The organism is Nonomuraea zeae (assembly GCF_005889725.1).
GTDB lineage: Bacteria > Actinomycetota > Actinomycetes > Streptosporangiales > Streptosporangiaceae > Nonomuraea > Nonomuraea zeae.
Window position 1 is genome coordinate 70,726 of record NZ_VCKX01000004.1, and the last position, 18,053, is coordinate 88,778.

At 71.0% G+C, this 18,053-nt stretch carries 13 protein-coding genes; 7 read left to right on the plus strand and 6 right to left on the minus strand.

The genetic code is table 11. The features are described from left to right. Positions 1 to 180: 180 nt before the first annotated feature. A complete protein-coding gene (locus ETD85_RS02360) occupies positions 181 to 1,365 on the plus strand; it encodes a DUF2786 domain-containing protein (protein ID WP_138687906.1) in 1,185 nt (394 codons plus the stop codon). 463 nt (positions 1,366 to 1,828) lie between these two features. Here ETD85_RS02360 and ETD85_RS02365 read toward each other — a convergent pair whose 3' ends face one another. After that, a complete protein-coding gene (locus ETD85_RS02365) occupies positions 1,829 to 2,590 on the minus strand; it encodes an MBL fold metallo-hydrolase (protein ID WP_206058032.1) in 762 nt (253 codons plus the stop codon). A 169-nt stretch (positions 2,591 to 2,759) separates the two neighbouring features. Between ETD85_RS02365 and ETD85_RS02370 the strand changes: the two genes are divergently transcribed. Next, the gene (locus tag ETD85_RS02370; protein ID WP_138687908.1) at positions 2,760 to 3,368 is read left to right on the plus strand and encodes a helix-turn-helix domain-containing protein; all 609 of its coding nucleotides are present in this window, start codon (positions 2,760 to 2,762) and stop codon (positions 3,366 to 3,368) included. A gap of 359 nt (positions 3,369 to 3,727) precedes the next feature. On the opposite strand, the gene ETD85_RS02375 is transcribed toward ETD85_RS02370, so the two are convergent. The 3 genes from ETD85_RS02375 to ETD85_RS02385 all read right to left on the minus strand — a co-directional run bounded on the left by ETD85_RS02375 (position 3,728) and on the right by ETD85_RS02385 (position 8,037). Then, the gene (locus ETD85_RS02375; protein WP_138687909.1) at positions 3,728 to 4,489 is read right to left on the minus strand and encodes an endonuclease/exonuclease/phosphatase family protein; all 762 of its coding nucleotides are present in this window, start codon (positions 4,487 to 4,489) and stop codon (positions 3,728 to 3,730) included. A gap of 261 nt (positions 4,490 to 4,750) precedes the next feature. Further along, positions 4,751 to 7,315: an ABC transporter permease gene (locus ETD85_RS02380; RefSeq protein WP_138687910.1), complete on the minus strand. Its 2,565-nt coding sequence runs from the start codon at positions 7,313 to 7,315 to the stop codon at positions 4,751 to 4,753. Continuing rightward, a complete protein-coding gene (locus tag ETD85_RS02385; RefSeq protein WP_138687911.1) occupies positions 7,309 to 8,037 on the minus strand; it encodes an ABC transporter ATP-binding protein in 729 nt (242 codons plus the stop codon). The genes ETD85_RS02380 and ETD85_RS02385 overlap by 7 nt, the downstream gene beginning before the upstream one ends. 63 nt (positions 8,038 to 8,100) lie before the next feature. On the opposite strand from ETD85_RS02385, the gene ETD85_RS02390 reads away from it, so the two are divergent. The 5 genes from ETD85_RS02390 (at position 8,101) to ETD85_RS64420 (ending at position 15,340) form a co-directional block, all read left to right on the plus strand. Next, a complete protein-coding gene (locus ETD85_RS02390) occupies positions 8,101 to 10,797 on the plus strand; it encodes a helix-turn-helix transcriptional regulator (protein ID WP_138687912.1) in 2,697 nt (898 codons plus the stop codon). Positions 10,798 to 11,165: 368 nt separating this feature from the next. Beyond that, entirely contained in the window at positions 11,166 to 12,047 is an 882-nt protein-coding gene (locus ETD85_RS02395; RefSeq protein ID WP_138687913.1) for a TIGR03854 family LLM class F420-dependent oxidoreductase, read from the plus strand. A 620-nt stretch (positions 12,048 to 12,667) separates the two neighbouring features. Beyond that, on the plus strand, positions 12,668 to 13,909 hold the full coding sequence (locus ETD85_RS02400; RefSeq protein ID WP_206058033.1) for an ROK family protein: 1,242 nt from the start codon (positions 12,668 to 12,670) through the stop codon (positions 13,907 to 13,909). A 373-nt stretch (positions 13,910 to 14,282) separates the two neighbouring features. Continuing rightward, positions 14,283 to 14,597 carry a hypothetical protein gene (locus tag ETD85_RS64415; RefSeq protein WP_206058034.1) on the plus strand — a complete coding sequence of 105 codons (315 nt, stop codon included), beginning with the start codon at positions 14,283 to 14,285 and terminating at the stop codon, positions 14,595 to 14,597. Between the two features lie 263 nt (positions 14,598 to 14,860). Next, a complete protein-coding gene (locus ETD85_RS64420; protein ID WP_206058035.1) occupies positions 14,861 to 15,340 on the plus strand; it encodes an integrase core domain-containing protein in 480 nt (159 codons plus the stop codon). 193 nt (positions 15,341 to 15,533) lie between these two features. Here ETD85_RS64420 and ETD85_RS02410 read toward each other — a convergent pair whose 3' ends face one another. Both ETD85_RS02410 and ETD85_RS02415 read right to left on the minus strand, forming a co-directional pair. Next, complete coding sequence (locus tag ETD85_RS02410) at positions 15,534 to 16,184, minus strand: response regulator (RefSeq protein ID WP_138687914.1); 651 nt, start codon at positions 16,182 to 16,184, stop codon at positions 15,534 to 15,536. Beyond that, a complete protein-coding gene (locus tag ETD85_RS02415; RefSeq protein ID WP_138687915.1) occupies positions 16,181 to 17,923 on the minus strand; it encodes a sensor histidine kinase in 1,743 nt (580 codons plus the stop codon). Before ETD85_RS02415 ends, ETD85_RS02410 begins: the two co-directional genes overlap by 4 nt. Between the last annotated feature and the right edge of the window lie 130 nt (positions 17,924 to 18,053).

The window sequence follows — 18,053 nt, forward strand, 5'->3', positions numbered from 1 at the left end:
GGACTGCTCACAAGGTTCCGGCGACGGCCGGCGGCCCGCGATCCGGGAGCACCTGCCGGATGGTCTCCCCCTCGCGGAGATCCCGGGGCCGTCTCCTGGTTCGAGACCGGAGGTCAGGAAAGGGCGAGGCTCCGTTCGCGGTAGGGTTCTGGCGGACTTTCTTCAAGGTGGACGGCACGGGTGAGCAAGGCTGACGAGCTGATCGGCGCGGCGGTGGAGGCCCTCGCCCGCGAGGATGAGGCGGCCTTCGACTCCGCCGCCGCCTTCCTGGCCGACCGGGACGACGCCGATCGCGTGCTGGTGGAGGCTGTGACCCGTGCGATCTCGGGGTTGTGGCGCGACGGCTGGCAGCCCGCCGACGTGGTCAGGATCGCGGCCAGGCGGCTGACCGACTGGCACGGGCAGGTGGCGGCTGACCTCATCGCCTGGGAGCTGCGAGCTTACGCGCCGGCCACGGTGGACGAGCGCTGGCGCGACCAGCTCGCCGGCCTGGAGGCCGCGGTGTGGTGGAAGGGCGGCTACCTGGCGGCCCGGCAGGCGCGCGACGGGGCCGGCCGGCTGTCGACCGTCTCCGGTGTGCTGGAGCTGCTGGGTTTGCTGACCGGGCTGCCGCGGCTGGAGTCGTTGAGCCCGCAGCCCGGGGCCGCTCGCCGTACGGTCCGGGCACGCCCGCACGCGGTCAGCGAGAAGACGTTCGCGCGGGTGCGGGCGCTGCTGGCCAAGGCGGAGTCGACGCCGTACGAGGCGGAGGCGGAGACGTTCACGTCGGCGGCGCAGAGCCTGATGGCGAAGTACAGCATCGACGCGGCGATGCTGGACGCGCGGCCAGGCGAAGGCGCGGCCCCGGCGGGCATCCGGATCGGCATCGACGCGCCGTACGAGCAGCCCAAGGCCGTGCTGCTCAACCTCATCGCCGAGGCCAACAGGTGCCGGGTGATCTGGTCGAAGGAGCTGGGGTTCGCCACCGTGCTGGGGTTCTCGGCGGACCTGTCGTGGGTGGAGGTGCTGTTCACCTCGCTGCTGGTGCAGGCGCAGACCGCACTGGTGAACTCGGGCACCAAGAAGCACGGCACCGGCCGGTCGAGGAACAAGGCGTTCCGCCAGTCGTTCCTGTCGGCGTTCGCCTCCAGGATCGGGGAGCGGCTCGCCGAGACCACGGCGGCCGCGGTCGCGCAGGAGAGCGCCAGCCGGGGCACCGACCTGGTGCCGGTGCTGGCGGCCCGCGAGCAGGAGGTGGAGCAGGCGGTCGAGCGCATGTTCCCGAACCTGGTCTCGCACTCCGTCCGTACGTCCTGGGACCGGGAGGGCTGGGCGGCCGGCCGTACCGCCGCCGACCAGGCCAGCCTCGGGACGCGCGACCGATAGCGCCTGCGGTTCGCCGAGCACCTGACCCTCGTGGCCGGCTGGCTGGGACGCGAGTGTGCCGGCCGACGACACCGCCTGGTCCAGGGACCTTCGCTCCTCTCGGCGGGGTAGGCACGGTCATGCTCGCCAGCCGGTCTTCGATGCGCGCAAGGGCGATCAATCCTCGGATCGCACCCAAGATGAGCAGGTCGACGGCACCGACGAAGGTGAGGTTGGCGCCAACGTTCATCCACCAAGAACCGTTCATTTCTACCGGCGTCTCGGAGCGGCGCCAGGTAGCGGCACTGCGTCGGGGTGGCGAGCTCGAACCGGCGTAGGCCGCTCGAATACAGGACGGCGAGCATCGCCGCGCCCCGAAGCGGTTCCTTCTCCTTGACGCCGCCTGTGAATCCCTCGCTGGCCGATGCCGGCGTACTGGCTGGAGGCCGCCATCGCGAGCGCGGCCCGGAGCCGACAGGCTCGATCAGCCGATCGGTGGTGCGAGGTATTCCAGCGCATAACCGTCGCCGGAGGGGGTTACGCGGGCGATGCCGGGTGAGTCGAGGTGGGCGCCGGCGACGAAGTGGTGTGGTCGGGTCAGCTGCTGGAGGAGGGCCGCTCGCGCGGCGCGGGCCTGGGACTGGTCGCCGTCGAGCTCCCAGGACACGTTCGGCTGATCGAATTGGAGCGTGGGAACGTGCACGGTGTCGCCCCAGGCGAGAAGGTGGCCGGTGCCGCTCCTGATGTCGTAGACGGTGTGACCGGGTGTATGGCCCGGTGTCGGGATCGCGGTGGTCCAGTCGTTGATCGCGACCTGCTCCGGCACGGGCACGACCCGGTCGCGGATCGGCTCGAGCCGCCCCGTGAACACCGAGGTGTCCCCCGCGCCGATCCACACGCGCTCCAGTTCGGGGAACGCCTCTGAACCGTCCGGCGCGATCAGGCCGCTCACGTGGTCTTCGTGCTTGTGGGTGATGGCCACATCGGTGATGTGCGCGCGGTCGATCCCCGCTTCGTCGAGCGCGTCGTAGATCAATCCCATGGTGGGGTCGTGCCAGGCGTTGGACGCGCCGGTGTCGATGAGAACCGACCGCGTGCCGTCGGTGACGAAGAAGGCGTTGACCGACAGCCGCAGGTTGTCGCCGGCCAGCGGGACGGCGGCCGGCAGCTCGTCGAGCGTGTGCCCGTCCTCGTCGCGGAGCCGGGTCGGCGGCATGTCGATGTACCCGTCTCGCAACGAGATCACTTGAAGATCGCCGAATTCGAACGTGGCATGGTGCCGGCCACTCGAGATCAACCGCATGGAACCTCCGTCATGTCGAGCGCGCATCGCGCGTCTCCGATAGAAGACAATATCTTCTTTAGAAGAAACCATACACTGTGGGCGGCGAGACACCCATCGATCGAGGAGCACGGTGGTCGAGCAAGACGGATACGCGGCCGAGCCACAGCACGGTGACGACCTGGCCGGCGCGTTCGGCAATAACGTGCGGCGACGCCGCGAGGAGGCGGGCCTGACGCTGGAGCAGCTGTCCACGCAGTCGTCGGTCAGCCGGGCGATGCTGTCCAAGGTCGAGCGCGGCGAGAAGAGCCCGACGATCGGCGTGGCGTCCAGGATCGCCCACGCGCTCGACGCGTCGCTCTCGGACCTGATCGGCGCGCCGGCCGCCGCCGCGTCTGGCGTGGCCATCGTCATGCGCAGGAACGATCGCCCCGTTTTCCGTGACCCGGAGACCGGCTTCGAGCGGCACATGGTGTCAGCGGCCCCGGGCGCGGGAGGAGCCGAGATGATCGTCCACCACCTCCCCGCGCAGGTCTCCACGGGGCTGCTGCCGGCATATCCGCCGGGTACGGAGAAACAACTCGTGGTGCTCGAAGGCACCCTCACCGTCGCGATCGGCGGGATCAGCGAGACCCTGACCACAGGCGACTCCCTGTTCTTCCAGGCCGACGCCGACCACGGCTTCGCCAACCGAACGGACGCTCCCTGCGAATACATCATGGTCATCTCGCGCCGAGCCTGATCGCCTGATCGGCCGCAGCGTGCGAGCCTAAACAAAGCCGGCCGGGGCGTCGCCCGGCTCGCGGCGTGCCGGTCCGAGCCCTTCACCCATGCGGCGTGGACCCCGCAACGTAGCCGTTCCCTCGCAGCGCGGGTACTCATGGGGTGCCCGGCCCGCACGGAGGCAGATAGGTCACCATGACAGGGGCCGTCGAGAGGGCCTTGGTCGCGTGAAGAGACCCCGCCGGATGAACCGGGCGGGGCCTTGTTTTGCGGCTGGCAGCTTGCGTGCGCCTTGTCGCCGGAGGCGGGTCGCCGTCGAATGCGGTCGGTCGCTGTCAGCTGAAGGGTCACGACTGCTCGGCTTGCGAAGCCATCCGTCTACCGGGTCAGGACCACCTGCAGGGCCGGGTGGTCGGTGTACCTCATGCCGACGGTCTCGGTACGGGCGTAACCCATGTTGGCCGCGAACACGTGCTGGACGCTGCCGTCCCCCTTCCTGAAGAACGGCGACGCGTTGCAGTCCTGGACGTTGGGACCGATCAGCGGGGCGTACTTGAGGTTGAAGTCCCCGGCCAGGAACGTCGGCTTGCCCGCCAGGGCCTTGTCACGCAGCATGGCGATGGCTGACTTGCACTGCGCCATGGCGACGCTGCCCGTCGTGGACAGGTGGGTGCTGCACCCGATGAGATCGGTGAACTCGGCGCACACGTAGACGCGCTTCTCGCTGCCGCTGTCCTGGGTGGCGTACACGCCGGAGGTGACGGCCCCTACGGCAGTTGATCTAAATATCAGCCCATTTCCGTATTCATCACCGTTCGTGCACCGGACCGGCGTGCCATCGGGCCGCCGAGCGGGCGCGAACGTGCTGAACCCGTTCCCCATGGCCGCGGCGAGCTGCGGGAGGTCGTTCCTGCAGATCTCGTTGAGCGACACGACCTGGGGTTGTTTGGCGACGATGACGGCGTTCGCTTCCTGGATGGTGGCGGCGCCGTTGTAGCAGGAGGTGTTCACCCCGCTGTGGCACAGATTGAGCTGGAGCACGCGGTACTCCTGGGCCGCGCCCGCAGGAGGCGCCACCGAAACCATCGAAACCGCCGCGATCAGGATCACGAAGGGCAGTCGGATCAGCAGGCGACGCATCAGCTCTCCCTCGGCAGAGACACAGCGGCTCGACAACGAGTTCAACAGAACCGCCGGCCCCAAGCAACCCTCCAGCCACCTCACGGGCCACCACCAGCGCCCTCCGATTGCGTCCACGGGAGTGGCGGACGAGTTTGGCCTGGTCACAGGCCTGGTGTCGGGAAATGATGATCGGCCATCGCGTGGTCCTTCGAGCGGCAAGACCGAGATCGAAGGAGTACCAGGCGATGGCCGCAGCCAACAGTTCTGCGCCGGATCGCCTCAGGCCCGGGGCATCGCGACCGTCTTGATCCGGCTCGCGGCCAGTACGGCCGTCAGCACCGCAAGGACACCGCAGAGGCCGATCACCCCGGTGACCGGTTGCCAGGGTACGTCGATGGCCACGAGCCCGGACAGTTGCGCCAGAGCCGCGTACAGGCCGAGCAGCCCGAGCCCCGTCGCGACGGCCGCCAGGACCACGCCCACCGCCACCACCAGCAGCGCCTCGGCCATGACGTACCGCAGGACCTGAGCCTTGGCCGCGCCGAGCAGGCGCAGGGCGGCGTGTTCGCCCGCCCGGTCAGGGGCCGCCATCAGCAGCGTGTTGACGAGGGCGATCACGGTGTAGCTCAGCATGATGCCGAGCACTGCCAGCAGGCCGAGGCGGCTGGCGGTGGTGCCGCGGTCCATGGCGGTGGCGGCCCAGGCGGCCTTGGTCACGGCGCGGGCGTTGTGTCCGTCGGTGGCCCGCTCCAGTGCCTGCCGGACCTCGGTGGCGGAGGCGCCGGGGCGGAGTTTCACGTACGCGAGCGACGGCGGGGCGGACAGGGCGTGCGCCGAGGCGACATAGGAGTCCGCGGCCGAGCGAGCGCCGAGCAGTGCGACCACCGTCAAGGTGGCCCGGCTGCCGTCGGCCCGCCACAACGTCACGCGCTGCCCCAGGGTCAGCTCCCAGGTGGGTGAGACGGCGATCGTGTCGTCCCGCAGCTCGGCGAGCGATCCGGCGGCGACCGGCACGGACAGGGCGGTGGTGAGCGCGGCCGGGTTCACGGCCTCGGCAGGCCGCTTGACGAGCTGCGTGCCCGCGCCTTCGAGGGTGTAGAGGCTGGTCGAGGTGACGGTGGTGACGTCGGCGCCGGGCACATTGCGCAGGCGGTCGACGAGTTGCCGGTCGAGCCCGGCCGCCCCCGCAGGCACGACCAGGTAGTCGGCGCGAACGGGAGCGGTCCGCATCGCCGACTTCGTGGCGTCGGTCATCGCGGCGGCCCCGAGCAGGGTCGCGGCCAGGGCCACGGTGACCAGGACCGGTGCGGCGACGGCGGCGGTGCGCCGGGCCGAGGCGCCCGCCCATGCCGCGACCACGACCGCGCCCGCACCTCGAAGGCGGGTGAGCGGGGCGGCCAGCAGCGCCGTGACCGGGCGGACGAAGACCGGGGCGAGCAGCCCGACCCCGGCGATGAGCAGCATGACGATGGGCATGAACGTCTTGTTGTTGGTCGCGCCGTCCGGGTCGCCGGCGGCGTTGACGGCCATGCTGATGACCGCGGTGGCCAGCAGGCCGCCCCCGGCGATCCAGCGTCCGACCGTCATGGCCTTCGGCTCCACCGCCGCCGCGCGCAGTGCCTCCGCCGGCCGCACCCTGGCCGCGCGCCAGGCGGCGGCGACCACGCCGAGCACGGCGACCAGCACACCGGTGGCGAAGGCCACGTAGGACGGCACGGAGGAGGTGGAGAGCGCGAGCCAGGCAGGCGCCATCCCGAGCGAGCTCAGCCGGCTCAGGATCGGCCGGGCGCCCAGCGGGCCGAGCACCGCGCCGAGCGCGGAGGCGGTGATCGCGATCAGCAGCGCCTCACCGTACACCAGGCGTCTGACCTGGCCGGTGGTCGCGCCGATGGTACGGAGCAGCGCGAACTCCCGCTGCCGTTGACCGACCGCGAAAGCGAACGTGGAAGAGACCACGAAGATGGCGATGAACCCGGCGAAACCCGCGGCGATGCCGACGATCGTGTTGCCGTTGTTCCGTGCCTGATCGTCCGCTTCGCGGGTCGGGTCGATCAGCGCCCGGTCCTGGCCGGTCAGCACCTTCACCCGGCTGGAGACCGCCGGTGTGCCCGGCTGGGCCGCATCGGGCGCGGTCGCCGGACCGAACGCGGTCGCCGAACCAAGCTCGGCCGCCGCACCGGACCCGGCCGCCGCACCGGGCTCGACCGCCGGACCGAGCCCGGCCGCCGCACCGAGCGCGGCACGTACCTCCGCGACGGGACGCCAGAGGGCGAGCGCGTCGATCCGCGGCGACAGCAGAGCGGCCCGCTCGTCGGTGAAGAACACCGTGGGCTCTGCCGCCGCCGAGGCGAGCCCCACCACCCGGTACGCCCGGGCCCCCGCCGTGGTCACCACCCGGACCCGCTGGCCGACCCGGGCGCCGGCAGTGACGACGATCTCGTCATCCCCGGTGGGCGCCCTGCCCTCCGACAACCGCTGCGGCGCCGTACGGGCCGCCGACCAGGGACGGCCGACCGCAGGCGGTCCCCCGTCGAGCCGCGCGGGGAAGATCCGGTCCACCACGGCCCCGGGCAGCCGGTCCGCCAGCTCGGGCGCCAGGCCCGATGGCTCGGCCAGCGGCACGCTGCTCTCGCCGTACGAGCTCTTGACGATCAGCCGCTCATCGGGCGCCACCACGACGGGAGCGGCGGCGTAGCGCTGCGGCGGCCGGTCGGGTGAGGAGAGGCTGGAGGCCAGCACCTGGCCGAGCGCGGCCATGAGCGCCGCGCCGAGCGCCAGGGCGACGAAGGTGCCGGCGAAGGACAACGATCGCGTACGCAGGGTGGACCAGGCGATGCTCAGCACGACGCCTCCAGCTGCAACATCCTGGTCGCGACCTGCCCGGCGTCCGGATCCTGAAGCTCCCCGTAAACCCGGCCGTCGGCCAGGAAGACCACGCGGTCGGCATAGGACGCGGCCACGGGGTCGTGCGTGACCATGATGATCGTCTGAGACTGCCGGTCGACCAGGTCCCGCATCAGCCGCAGCACCTCACGGCTGGTGCCGGTGTCCAGAGCGCCGGTGGGCTCGTCGGCGAACAGCACGGCCGGCCGGGTGACCAGGGCGCGGGCGATGGCGACGCGCTGCTGCTGGCCGCCGGACAGCTCGGCGGGCCGGTGGTGCATGCGCTCGGCCAGGCCCACGGAGGCCAGGCTCCGGCGTACCTGCTGGCTGTCGGGCCGGCGGCCGGCCAGCCGCAGCGGCAGGGCGACGTTCTGGGCGGCGGTGAGCGACGGCAGCAGGTTGAAGGACTGGAAGACGAACCCGATCCGGTCGCGCCGCAGCAGCGTCAGCTTCCTGTCGCCCAACGTGGCCAGGTCCCGCCCGTCCACGACCACCCGGCCGGAGCTCGGCCGGTCGAGCCCGGCGGCGCACTGCAGCAACGTCGACTTGCCCGACCCCGACGGCCCCATCACGGCCGTGAACGTGCCGGCGCCGAACCCGATCGACACGTCGTCGAGCGCTGTCACGCCGTGTGCGTAGTGTCTAGTGACCGAGGTCAGGTCGACCGCTTGCATGGAATTCATGGACGACGACGCTAGGGACGCCGGCAGCCGGGCGGTATCGGACAGACGACTAGGATTCGTCCCGTGCTTCGGGGACGGGAGTCTGATCAGCAGGCCATCGACGTGCTGCTTGACCAGGCGCGGACCGGACGTTCCGGCGTCCTGGTGCTCAAGGGCGAGCCGGGGATCGGCAAGACCGCGCTCCTCGCCTACGCCGGGGAACGCGCGCCCGATATGACCGTGCTGCGCGGTCTGGGCATCGAGACCGAGGCCGACCTCCCGTACGCCTCCCTGCACCTGCTCCTGCGCGGCCGGCTCGACCGGCTGGACGCGCTGCCCGAACCCCAGGCCGTGGCCCTCGCCGGCGCCCTGGGCCTGGCGCCCACCAGGACCGACGACCGGTTCCACGTCGGGGTGGCCGTCCTGTCGTTGCTGGCGGAGCTGGCCGAGGAGCGGCCACTGCTGTGCCTGGTCGACGACGCCCACTGGCTGGACCAGGCTTCGGCGCGCGCGTTGCGCTTCGCCGCGCACCGCCTGCACGCGGAGGGAGTCGTGATCGTGTTCGGCGCGCGCGACGGCTTCGACCCGGCGGGCCTGCCGGAGCGGCGGCTGGCCGGCCTGGACGAGCAGAGCGCCGCCCAGGTGCTCGCCGACGTCGCTCCCGGGCTCACCGGACCGGCGCGCCGGAGGATCCTCCAGGAGAGCGCGGGCAACCCGCTCGCCCTGCGCGAGCTGCCGCGCACGGCCGTCCTGCCGGCCCATGACCGCGGCCCGCTGCCGCTGCCGGAGCGGCTGCGGCTGGCCTATGCCGAGCGCATCGGCCGGCTGCCGCGCTCTGCCCAGACCGCGTTGCTGGTCACCGCCCTGGTGGACGACGGCGACCTGGACGTGATCATGAACGCCTGTGCCGGGCTGGGCATCGAGCCCGCGGCTCTGGGAGCGGCCGAACGCTCCGGCCTGATCAGGATCGCCGGGCGGCATGCGGCCTTCGCCCACCCGCTCATGCGCGCCGCGGCGTTCCAGCTCAACACGTACGACCTGCGCCTGAAAGCGCACGCGATCCTGGCCGGATTGCTGATCGGTGACCCGGACCGGCGGGCCTGGCACCTGGCCGCCGCCGCGACGGGCCCGGACGAGACCGTCGCGCGAGCGCTGGAGGAGACGGCGTACCTGTCCAGGGAACGCGGCGCGAACCTCAGCGCCTGCGCCGCGTTCGAGCGGGCGGCAGAGCTGAGCGAGGATCCGGAGCTCAAGGGGCGGCGGCTGCTCGCGGCCGCGGTGGACGCCACCGAGGAAGGCCAGTCTCAGCGGGCCCAGCAGCTCCTCGACGCCGCCACCGGCCTCATTCCGGACGCGTCGGCCCGCGCCACGCTCCCCACGCTGCGGGCCAGGATCGCCTTCGGCCAGGGCGCACCGCGCCTGGCGCACGACCTGCTGCTCCAGGGCGCCGCGGACGTGGCCGCCGACGACCGCGCCGCCGCGGGCCTGATGCTGGTCGAGGCGGCACGCAACGCGCAACGTCTGGGCGACGCCGACGGCATCGTGGCGGCGGCCACCCGGCTGCGCGGGCTGGACCTGCGCCCGCAGGACGATCTCGACCTCGCCAGACAGGCCGCCCTGAGCACGGCGCTGCTGCTGACCGACGGGCCCGCCGCCGCGCTGCCGCTCATGCGGGAGCTGGTGGTCGCCGGCAGCCAGATCACCCCGGAGATGCACTCGCGCCGCATCAACGCCGCCTACTTCGCGCTCCAGACCGGCGACTTCCGGACCGCGTGGGAGATCGCCCGCGCCGCCGCCGACGAATGCCGGGCGGCCGGCGAGATCAGCAAGCTCGCGGTGCTCCACATCACGCTGGCCACCAGCGAGATCTTCCTCGGCAGGTTCACGGACGCCGCCGCCACCGCGAGCGAAGGGCTACGGCTGACCGCTGAGACGGGACGGCCGAGCCGGGCCGGTTGCATGCGGGGCATGCTCGCCTGGCTCGCCGCCGCCCGAGGCGACGCGGACCGGTGCGCCGAGCTGGCCGCCGGCTCACTGGAGCGGTATGACGCCGACGGCATCGTCAACGGCCTGGCCTGGGCTCGGTGGGCCCAGGCCCTGCTCGACCTGGGTCAGGGCCGGTTCGCCGAGGCGCTGGACCGGCTCGACGCGACCATGGCCGGTCCCGTCCGCCACCAGTTCCAGGCCGTGCACTTCGCCCCCGACCAGATCGAAGCCGCGGCCCGCCTCGGCGTGCCCGCCGATGCGCCGCTGCGCCGCTACGAGGCCTGGGCGCAGGCCTCGGGGCTGGCGTGGGCGCAGGCCGTCCTGCATCGTTGCCGGGCCCTGCTCGAACCCGACGGTGAACGGGCGGACGAGTCTTTCCGCGCCGCCGTACGACTGCACGCCAACGGCGTCCGCCCCTGGGAGTCGGCGCGCACCGCGCTGGTCTACGGCGAGCGCCTGCGCAGGGAGCGGAACAAGACAGCCGCCCGCGTCCAGTTGCGTGCCGCGCTCGAGATCTTCCAGCGCCTCGACGCCCGCCCGTGGGCCGAACGTGCCCGAAGCGAACTGCGCGCCGCCGGCGACACCAGCCTCGCCGTCGCCGACACCGACGCCTCACCGGCTCTGTCGCCGCAGGAACTGCAGATCGTACGCCTGGCCGCGGCGGGGCGGACAAACAAGGAAATCGGCGCGCAGCTCTTCCTCAGCCCCAAGACGGTCAGCTACCACCTCTACCGGGCCTTCCCCAAGCTCAATGTAACCAGCAGAGCCCAACTCGCCGGGCTCGACCTGGCCTGACCAGGCGATGTATGCGGGCATCGTCAGCCTCACACGCCTGTAGGCCCTGATCATGCTCGAACACGGCAGCCCCCGATACGACGAAGCTGAAGTTCCTGATCCGCGACCGCGGCGGCCAGTTCACCGAAGCCTTTGACACGGTCTTCGCCGACGCCGGCCTGCGCGCCCTCAAGAGCCCACCGCAGAGCCATCCTCAGCGGCCTCATCACGAGTACGGATCGCCGGCTGATCAGGCGGCCGGCTGACACCACCTGAGAAGCGGCAGATCGGACACCGCTCCCATTTTTGAGCCCCACACCTTGAACACGCCGTCACCAACCCGAATGAGCACAAACAGTGACTCCCGGTACCTAGCCGATAATGGGCCGATGAAAGTACGCATCGGGATAGCGCCACCACCTGGAGACACCCCCGACCACCTCGCCGGGCTCGCGGAGCGGACCGAGGCTCTCGGGATCGACTCCCTGTGGCTGTCGGAGATCGTCCACGGACCGTCCGTCGAGCCCATCGTCGGCATGGCCTACACGCTGGCCGCCACCCGCAGGCTGAAGGTCGGCACGGGGGTGGCGATCCTGCCCGGCCGCCACCCGATGCGGGTAGCCAAGCAACTCGCATCGCTGGCCGCGCTCGCCCCCAAGCGCGTGCTGCCGGCCTTCGGGCTGACGCCGGCCAGGCCCGCCGAACGGGAGGCGTTCCCCGTCCCTGGGCCACGCGGAGCGGTGTTCGACGAGTCGCTCGAACTGCTCAGGCTGCTCCTGCGGCAGGAAAAGGTGACCTTCCACGGCGAGTTCTTCACGGTGGAGAACGCCGGGGTCGGCCCGCTGCCGGCCAGGCCACTCGACATCTGGGTCGGCGGCAGCGGGGAGCGCGCCCTGCGCCGCGCCGGCCGGCTCGCCGACGGCTGGCTGGCCAGCTTCCTCACCCCTGACCAGGCCGCCGCCGGCCGTACGGCGATCGCGGCGCACGCGGCCGAGGCGGGCCGCGAGATCGAAGCCGACCACTACGGCACCAGCCTCGCGGTGGCCGCGACCGAGATCCCCGCCACCGCGATCGACGCCATCGCCAGGCGCAACCCCGGCGCCGACCCCGCCGAGATCGTCCCGGTCGGCTGGGCCGCCGCCCGCGACCTGATCGAGCGCTTCGTCGAGGCCGGAATCACCAAGTTCGTCGTACGGCCCGCCACGCCCGTGCCCTCGACCGAGCGCTGGCTCGACGAATTCGCCGATCACCTCATGCCGCTGCAGAACTGAGCACAACCCTGACGAGCCCCCGACCGAGGAGGACTTATCGACGCCAAGCTGATCGTGACCAGTCCGGCCCGCAACTTTGTGACCCTTCGTGACCGACGAGGGGCGACCGAGGCAGCCGACGCCACCCACAACGGGCATGAGCCGGCGGTTCGACGCCTCCTGCGAGCAGCGCGCTCACCCTGGGCGCGAGGTCAGCCTCGATACTCACGCGGATCAGGTCGTCGTGGAACTCAACCGCGGCGTGGTGGTGTCCCGCCCAGGAACACGGGTGACAAGCCCTGGCCCTCGCGGACGCGTGGCCATGGCGAGGGAAATCTTTCCGGGACCCCGCGCCGCGCCCCGCGCCGAAGCCGTCGACCGGCTACCCGCCATACCCCGGCCCACTCTTCGGCGACCCCGCCGATGCGATCCTGCACGAGCTCTGACCGGTCGGCACGCTGGAGCAGGCCCGCGCCGCCCCTCGCCACGCTCATCCGCCGGAAAGCTGGGGCCATGATTGAGTTGGCTGTCCCATAGGCGCACTGATGCAGATGGCCGAATTGCTGGGGCTCTGGCTCGTTTCAACGAGTGGCGATGAGTTCCTTTAGCTGCGGGTCGCTCTGCGAAATAGGATGAGGATAATGTCGAATGAGCAGCTTCCGGCGGAGGTGACGAGACCGGCGGCGGGCGCGCGGACACAGGAGCAGATGCGGCAGCGGAACCTGAGCGACGTACTGAAGCGCGTCCATAAGGACGGGGCGGTGTCACGGGCCGCACTCAGCCGCCGGATGGGCCTCAACCGCAGCACCATCATGGACCTGACCGCCGAACTCACCGCGGCTGGGCTCGTCCGCGAAGGCATCCCCACCGGGCGGGGCCGCGCAGGGCGGCCGTCCATCGTCGTCATGCCCGAGCAGGAGACGCTGTACGGGCTCGCGTTCGACGTCGCCGTGGATCGGCTGCTCGCGGCCCGCGTCGGGCTCGGCGGCCGGATCCTCGACCGCCGCGAGGCCGTGCGCACCCGCGCCGGGGCCGACCTGGAGGACGTCGTCGGCGTCCTGGCCACCTTTGGCCGCGAACTGGCCGTCGAGGCTGGTCCGGGCGCGTTGTGCGTGGGTGTCGGCGCGTCGTATTGCGGGTTGATCAGGCGCGCCGACGGCACGGTCCGGTACGGACCGCACCTCGGCTGGGTGGACCAGGCGTTCGGCGCGGAACTCGCCGCCGGGCTCGGCCTCGGGCTTCCCGTCGAGGTGGGCAACGAGGCGCACCTGGGTGCCGTCGCCGAGCACGTACGCGGTGCGGGATGCGACGTCGACAACCTCATCTACCTGCACGGGGACGTCGGCGTCGGCGGCGGGATCATCGTCGGCGGCAAACTCCTGGACGGCGACGCGGGCTACGGCTGCGAACTCGGTCACATGCTGGTCAACCCGTTCGACGGGCGGCCCTGCCTGTGCGGGTCGCGCGGCTGCCTGGAGGCCGAGGTCGGGGAAGAAGCACTGCTCGAGTACGCGGGACGGTCCGACGGCCTCATCGGACGCGACGGCATCCGGGCCGTCGTCGCCCTGGCCGGGAGCGGCGACGCCCGAGCGCGGGAGGCTTTCGACCGCGTCGGCGACTGGCTCGGGGTCGGCGTCGTCAACCTCATCAACCTGTTCAACCCGGCGCTCGTGGTCTTCGGCGGGATGCTCCGCGATGTCTACCCGAGTGCCGCGCCACGGGTCCGCGCCCGGATCGACGCGCATGTCCTGCCGGTGTCGCGCGAACGTGTCAACCTGGCGGTGACGGCTCTTGGTGACGACACCACGCTCGCCGGGGCTGCCGAACTCGCCTTCGCCAAACTCCTGGACAACCCGCTCAACACCTTGGCCACCTTACGCTGAGGGGGCTGGGATCTGGCGGGGAAGCTTCCGAAGTCTTGTCGAAGCGGAAGGCCGACCCGACTGGCTGACGAGCCGACGCCGACGAAACCGGCTCGGCGAAGTCCTCCACGAGTACTGACATGCCGCTTGACCTGCACGGAAGGAATTCATCGCGATCCCCGGACATCTGTACGGGCACGCGGTGGCCTCAAGGTTCGATCCCACGCTGCCACTCGCTGGAGCATGGGCAGTGGTCAGCGGCGGCACGCTCATGATCGTGATGACCACGGTGCTCGGACTGACACTCGGCGCGATCTTCCGCAACGGCGTCGTGGCCTGTGCGGTGCCAAAACTCGCCCATGGCATCTGATCTGGCCTTCTATCCTCGACACACGTGTTTCTACGCCTGCTGTATCTGCTCATGGTCCGGTGGTTCGGCTGGTTGACGCTACTCTCGCGGGGCGACACCTCCAAGGACGTGGAGATCCTGGTGCTGCGTCATGAGGTCGCCGTCCTGCGTCGTCAGGTCTCCCGGCCACGACCAGACTGGGCCGACCGGGCGCTGCTGGCCGCACTGGCGACCGCTGCCCACCCGGCTTCGCCTCCATCGGATCGTGACACCGGGCACCCTGCTGGTCTGGCACCGCCGCCCGGTCAGCCAACGCTGGACTTACCCAAACGCGGCCGGACGTCCACCGATCCCGGATGAGCTGCGTAACCTGGTAATCCGAATGGCCAGAGAACCCCCGATGGGGGCACCGGCGGATCCACGGCGAACTGCTCGGCCTCGGCCATCAGATCGGAGAAGGCGCCATCCGCCGCATCCTCGCCGCGGCCGGCCTCGGCCAAGCGCCACGCCAGACCTCACCGACCTGGCGACAGTTCCTCACCTCGCAAGCCTCCGGCATCCTGGCCTGCGGCTTCCTGCACGTCGACACTGTCTTCCTCAAACGCCTGTACGTCCTGTTCGCCATGGAGATCGAGACACGCCCCGTACACCTGCTGGGCGTCACCTCAAACCCGACGGGCGCATGGACCACCCAGCAAGCCCGGAACCTGCTGATGGACCTGGGTGAACGCGCCGGCGCCTTGAGGTTTCTCATCCGGGACCGTGACGGCAAGTTCTCCCGCTTGTTCGATGAGGTGTTCGCCGCCGCTGGCGTTCGGGTCATCAAGACACCTGCCCGGTCACCACGAGCGAACGCGTTCGCCGAACGATTCGTGGGAACGCTACGCCGTGAGTGCCTCGATCACCTGCTCATCCATGGTGAGCGCCACGTGCGCAAGATCCTGACCGAGTACGAACGCCATTTCAACCATCATCGCCCGCATCAGGGCCGTTCCCTCCGCCCGCCGCTGCACGACCCCAGCGAAGTGATCGACCTGGTCACCCCGATCCACCGTCGAAGGACCGTCGCAGGACTGATCAGCGAGTACCGCAGAGCAGCCTGATCGTCCAGCAAACGCCCAGCTCAGCAGTAGTATCCGCATTCTGGCACCGCACAAGCGCCCACCTGCGCGAACGTGCGCCACCGGCAAGATCAGGTCTACGCGTTTACTGCGGCAGTGCATTCTGGCGTTCAATTCGGGCCGGATGGCCCCAGCACCCGGCCCTGGCGCGCTGGTTGTACGTCGGCCTGAGGTGCTATTCGCCCAAGCCCGCGCGGCGGGCGCGGACCACCGCCTGGGCGCGGTCGGCCACCTGGAGTTTGGCGAAGATGGACGTGAGGTGGTTCTTGACGGTCTTCTGGCTGAGAAACAGGGCCCGTGCGATTTCGGCGTTGGACTTGCCGGAGGCCAGCAGGTCGAGGATCTCCCGCTCCCGCTGGGTCAGCTCGGGGAACGGGCCGCTGTCGGGCCCGCTGGTGAGGAAGCGGCGGATCCTTCGCGCCACGCCCGGCCCGTACACCGCCTCTCCCCGGGCAACGGCGGACACGGCGGCGAGGAAGTCGGGGCCGGCGGTGCCCTTGAGCACGTACCCGCGCGCGCCCGCCCGCAGCGCGGCGAACACCGACGCGTCGTCTTCGCTCATGGTGAGCACGAGTACGCCGAGGTCGGGGCGGCGGTCGATGAGCTGCCGGGTCGCCTCGGTGCCGGACATGCCGGGCATGACCAGGTCCATCACGACGACGTCGGGGTCGAGGGAGAGCGCGAGCTCGATGGCCTCCTCGCCGTCGCAGGCCTCGCCGACGACCTCGGCGCCGCCGATCTGTTCGAGCAGCGCCTTGAGGCCGTGGCGGAGCAGCGGGTGGTCGTCCACCAGCAGCACACGAATGGAATCTGTGGGGCCGTTCATAAGGGAAGCACCGCCTCCACGAGGGTCCCGCGTCCGGGCTCGGACGAACGTCGCAAGTCACCGCCCACTTCGGCGGCGCGTTCTCGCATGCTGCCGGATCCTACGCCCTCGTGCAACGGCTCCGGCAGGCCGCGCCCGTCATCGCGGATCCGCAGTACCAGCCGGCCGGGCACGGCCTTCGCGGTGATCTCCACGTTGGCGGCGCCGGCGTGCTTGAGCGCGTTGGACAGGGCCTCCTGTGTGATCCGGTACGCGGCCACCTCCACGGCCGCGGGGAGGGCTGGCAGCGGTTCGGGGATGGTGACGGCGATGTTCGGGCCCCTTGGGGTGTCCAGTGCGAGGTCCTCCAGGGCTCCGGACAGGCCCAGCTCGTCCAGGGCGGGTGGGCGCAGGTCGTGGACGATCCTCCGGACGTCTCCGACGATCGCCTGGGTCAGCTCCCTGATGCCCGTGACCTGCTCGCGCAGCTCTGGTGGTGCCGTGGCCTCGATCACGTACAGCCTCAGCCCGATCGTGGTCAGGTCCGCGCCGAGGCCGTCGTGCAGGTCGCGGCGCAGGCGGCGGCGCTCCTCCTCGCGCGCCTTGACCAGGCGCTCGCGTGAGTCCCTGACCTCCGTGGCCAGCCGCACCGCCGCCAGGGCCACCGCCAAGTGGGGCGCCAGATCGTCGAGTACCGCCCGATCCGCCCTGGTCAGCGGCTCACCTGGTGACCGGGGCGCCGCCCGCAGCTCCCCTTCCGTTCGTCCACCGCTCAGCAGCGGGATGCGTACGCCATCATCGGGAACGCCGCCGAAGACCGAGATGGGGACCTCGGCGGCGGTGAGCACGGCGACGGACGGCAGCCGCAACGTCCGCGCCACGGTCTCGGCCGCGCCGTCGAGCAGCTCGGTCGGCGCGGCCGTCGCCTCCAGCCGCTGCCCGAGATGAGACAGGGCCGCGGCGGGCTCCCCCCGGTTCCCGAACAGCACGCGGCTCACGGCCCGCTGTACGGCATCGCGCGCCGGCGCGAAGGCCACCGCCACGACGCCGGTGGCCAGCAACGACTCCAGCACACCGCCCTGCTGCCTGAACAGCGCGTTCAGAGTTGTCACGGTGGCCACGTAGGCGCCCAGCAGCAGCCCCGCGACCAGGAGGTACACGACGGTACGCCGGATCAGCACCTCGATGTCGAACAACCGGTAACGGAAGATCGATACTGCGGTGGCCAGCGGCAGGGCGGGCAGGGTCAGCGCCAGCAGCCAGATCCCGAGGGACCACGTACCCCCGGAATGGGTGGAGTCGACCAGCGCCGCCAGCGCGATGGCGACGGCGGCCGGGAGCAACGGCATGAGCTGACGCCGATCCTGAGCCCGCCGCACCCGCACCCCCAGCGCGAGCGCCCCCACGACGGCTGCCGCACTCACCACCACCCCGAAACAGGCCGCGATGATCTCGGTCGGCACGAACCCCACCGGGCTCGGCCGCTCACTCCCCCATACCCACACCATGTCCCTGAACATGAGCAAGACCTGCAGGATGGCCATGCCCGCGATGAGCGCCCCCATGACCGGCCGCCACCTTCGCGACGGCAACCGCCCGTCGGGCAGGAACGCCGGCAGCAGGAACAACGGCCCGAACCCGGTGAAGAACACCCAGTTGACCACCCAGGAGCTGAATTCGGTGCCCGGCCATCCGTGGGCTTGGCCGTACACGCTGTAGCCACCCGCCAGCGCCTGCAACGCCAGCCCTGTGCCGCCCAAACAGAACAGCCACCCAATGGGATTACGCGGTTGCCGCGCTACGATCAACGCTCCCACCAGCGGATAGGTCAGCCCCACTACGGCGTCCAGCAGAAGGTACGTAGCGTCCTGAACCGGGACGTTGACCGTG

Bases quoted from the DNA above. Each gene is read 5' to 3' on its own strand.
- ETD85_RS02375 (WP_138687909.1), bottom strand. From the start codon at position 4,489: ATGCGTCGCCTGCTGATCCGACTGCCCTTCGTGATCCTGATCGCGGCG.
- ETD85_RS02385 (WP_138687911.1), bottom strand. From the start codon at position 8,037: ATGAATTCCATGCAAGCGGTCGACCTGACCTCGGTCACTAGACACTAC.
- ETD85_RS02395 (WP_138687913.1), top strand. From the start codon at position 11,166: ATGAAAGTACGCATCGGGATAGCGCCACCACCTGGAGACACCCCCGAC.
- ETD85_RS02400 (WP_206058033.1), top strand. From the start codon at position 12,668: ATGTCGAATGAGCAGCTTCCGGCGGAGGTGACGAGACCGGCGGCGGGC.
- ETD85_RS64420 (WP_206058035.1), top strand. From the start codon at position 14,861: ATGGAGATCGAGACACGCCCCGTACACCTGCTGGGCGTCACCTCAAAC.
- ETD85_RS02410 (WP_138687914.1), bottom strand. From the start codon at position 16,184: ATGAACGGCCCCACAGATTCCATTCGTGTGCTGCTGGTGGACGACCAC.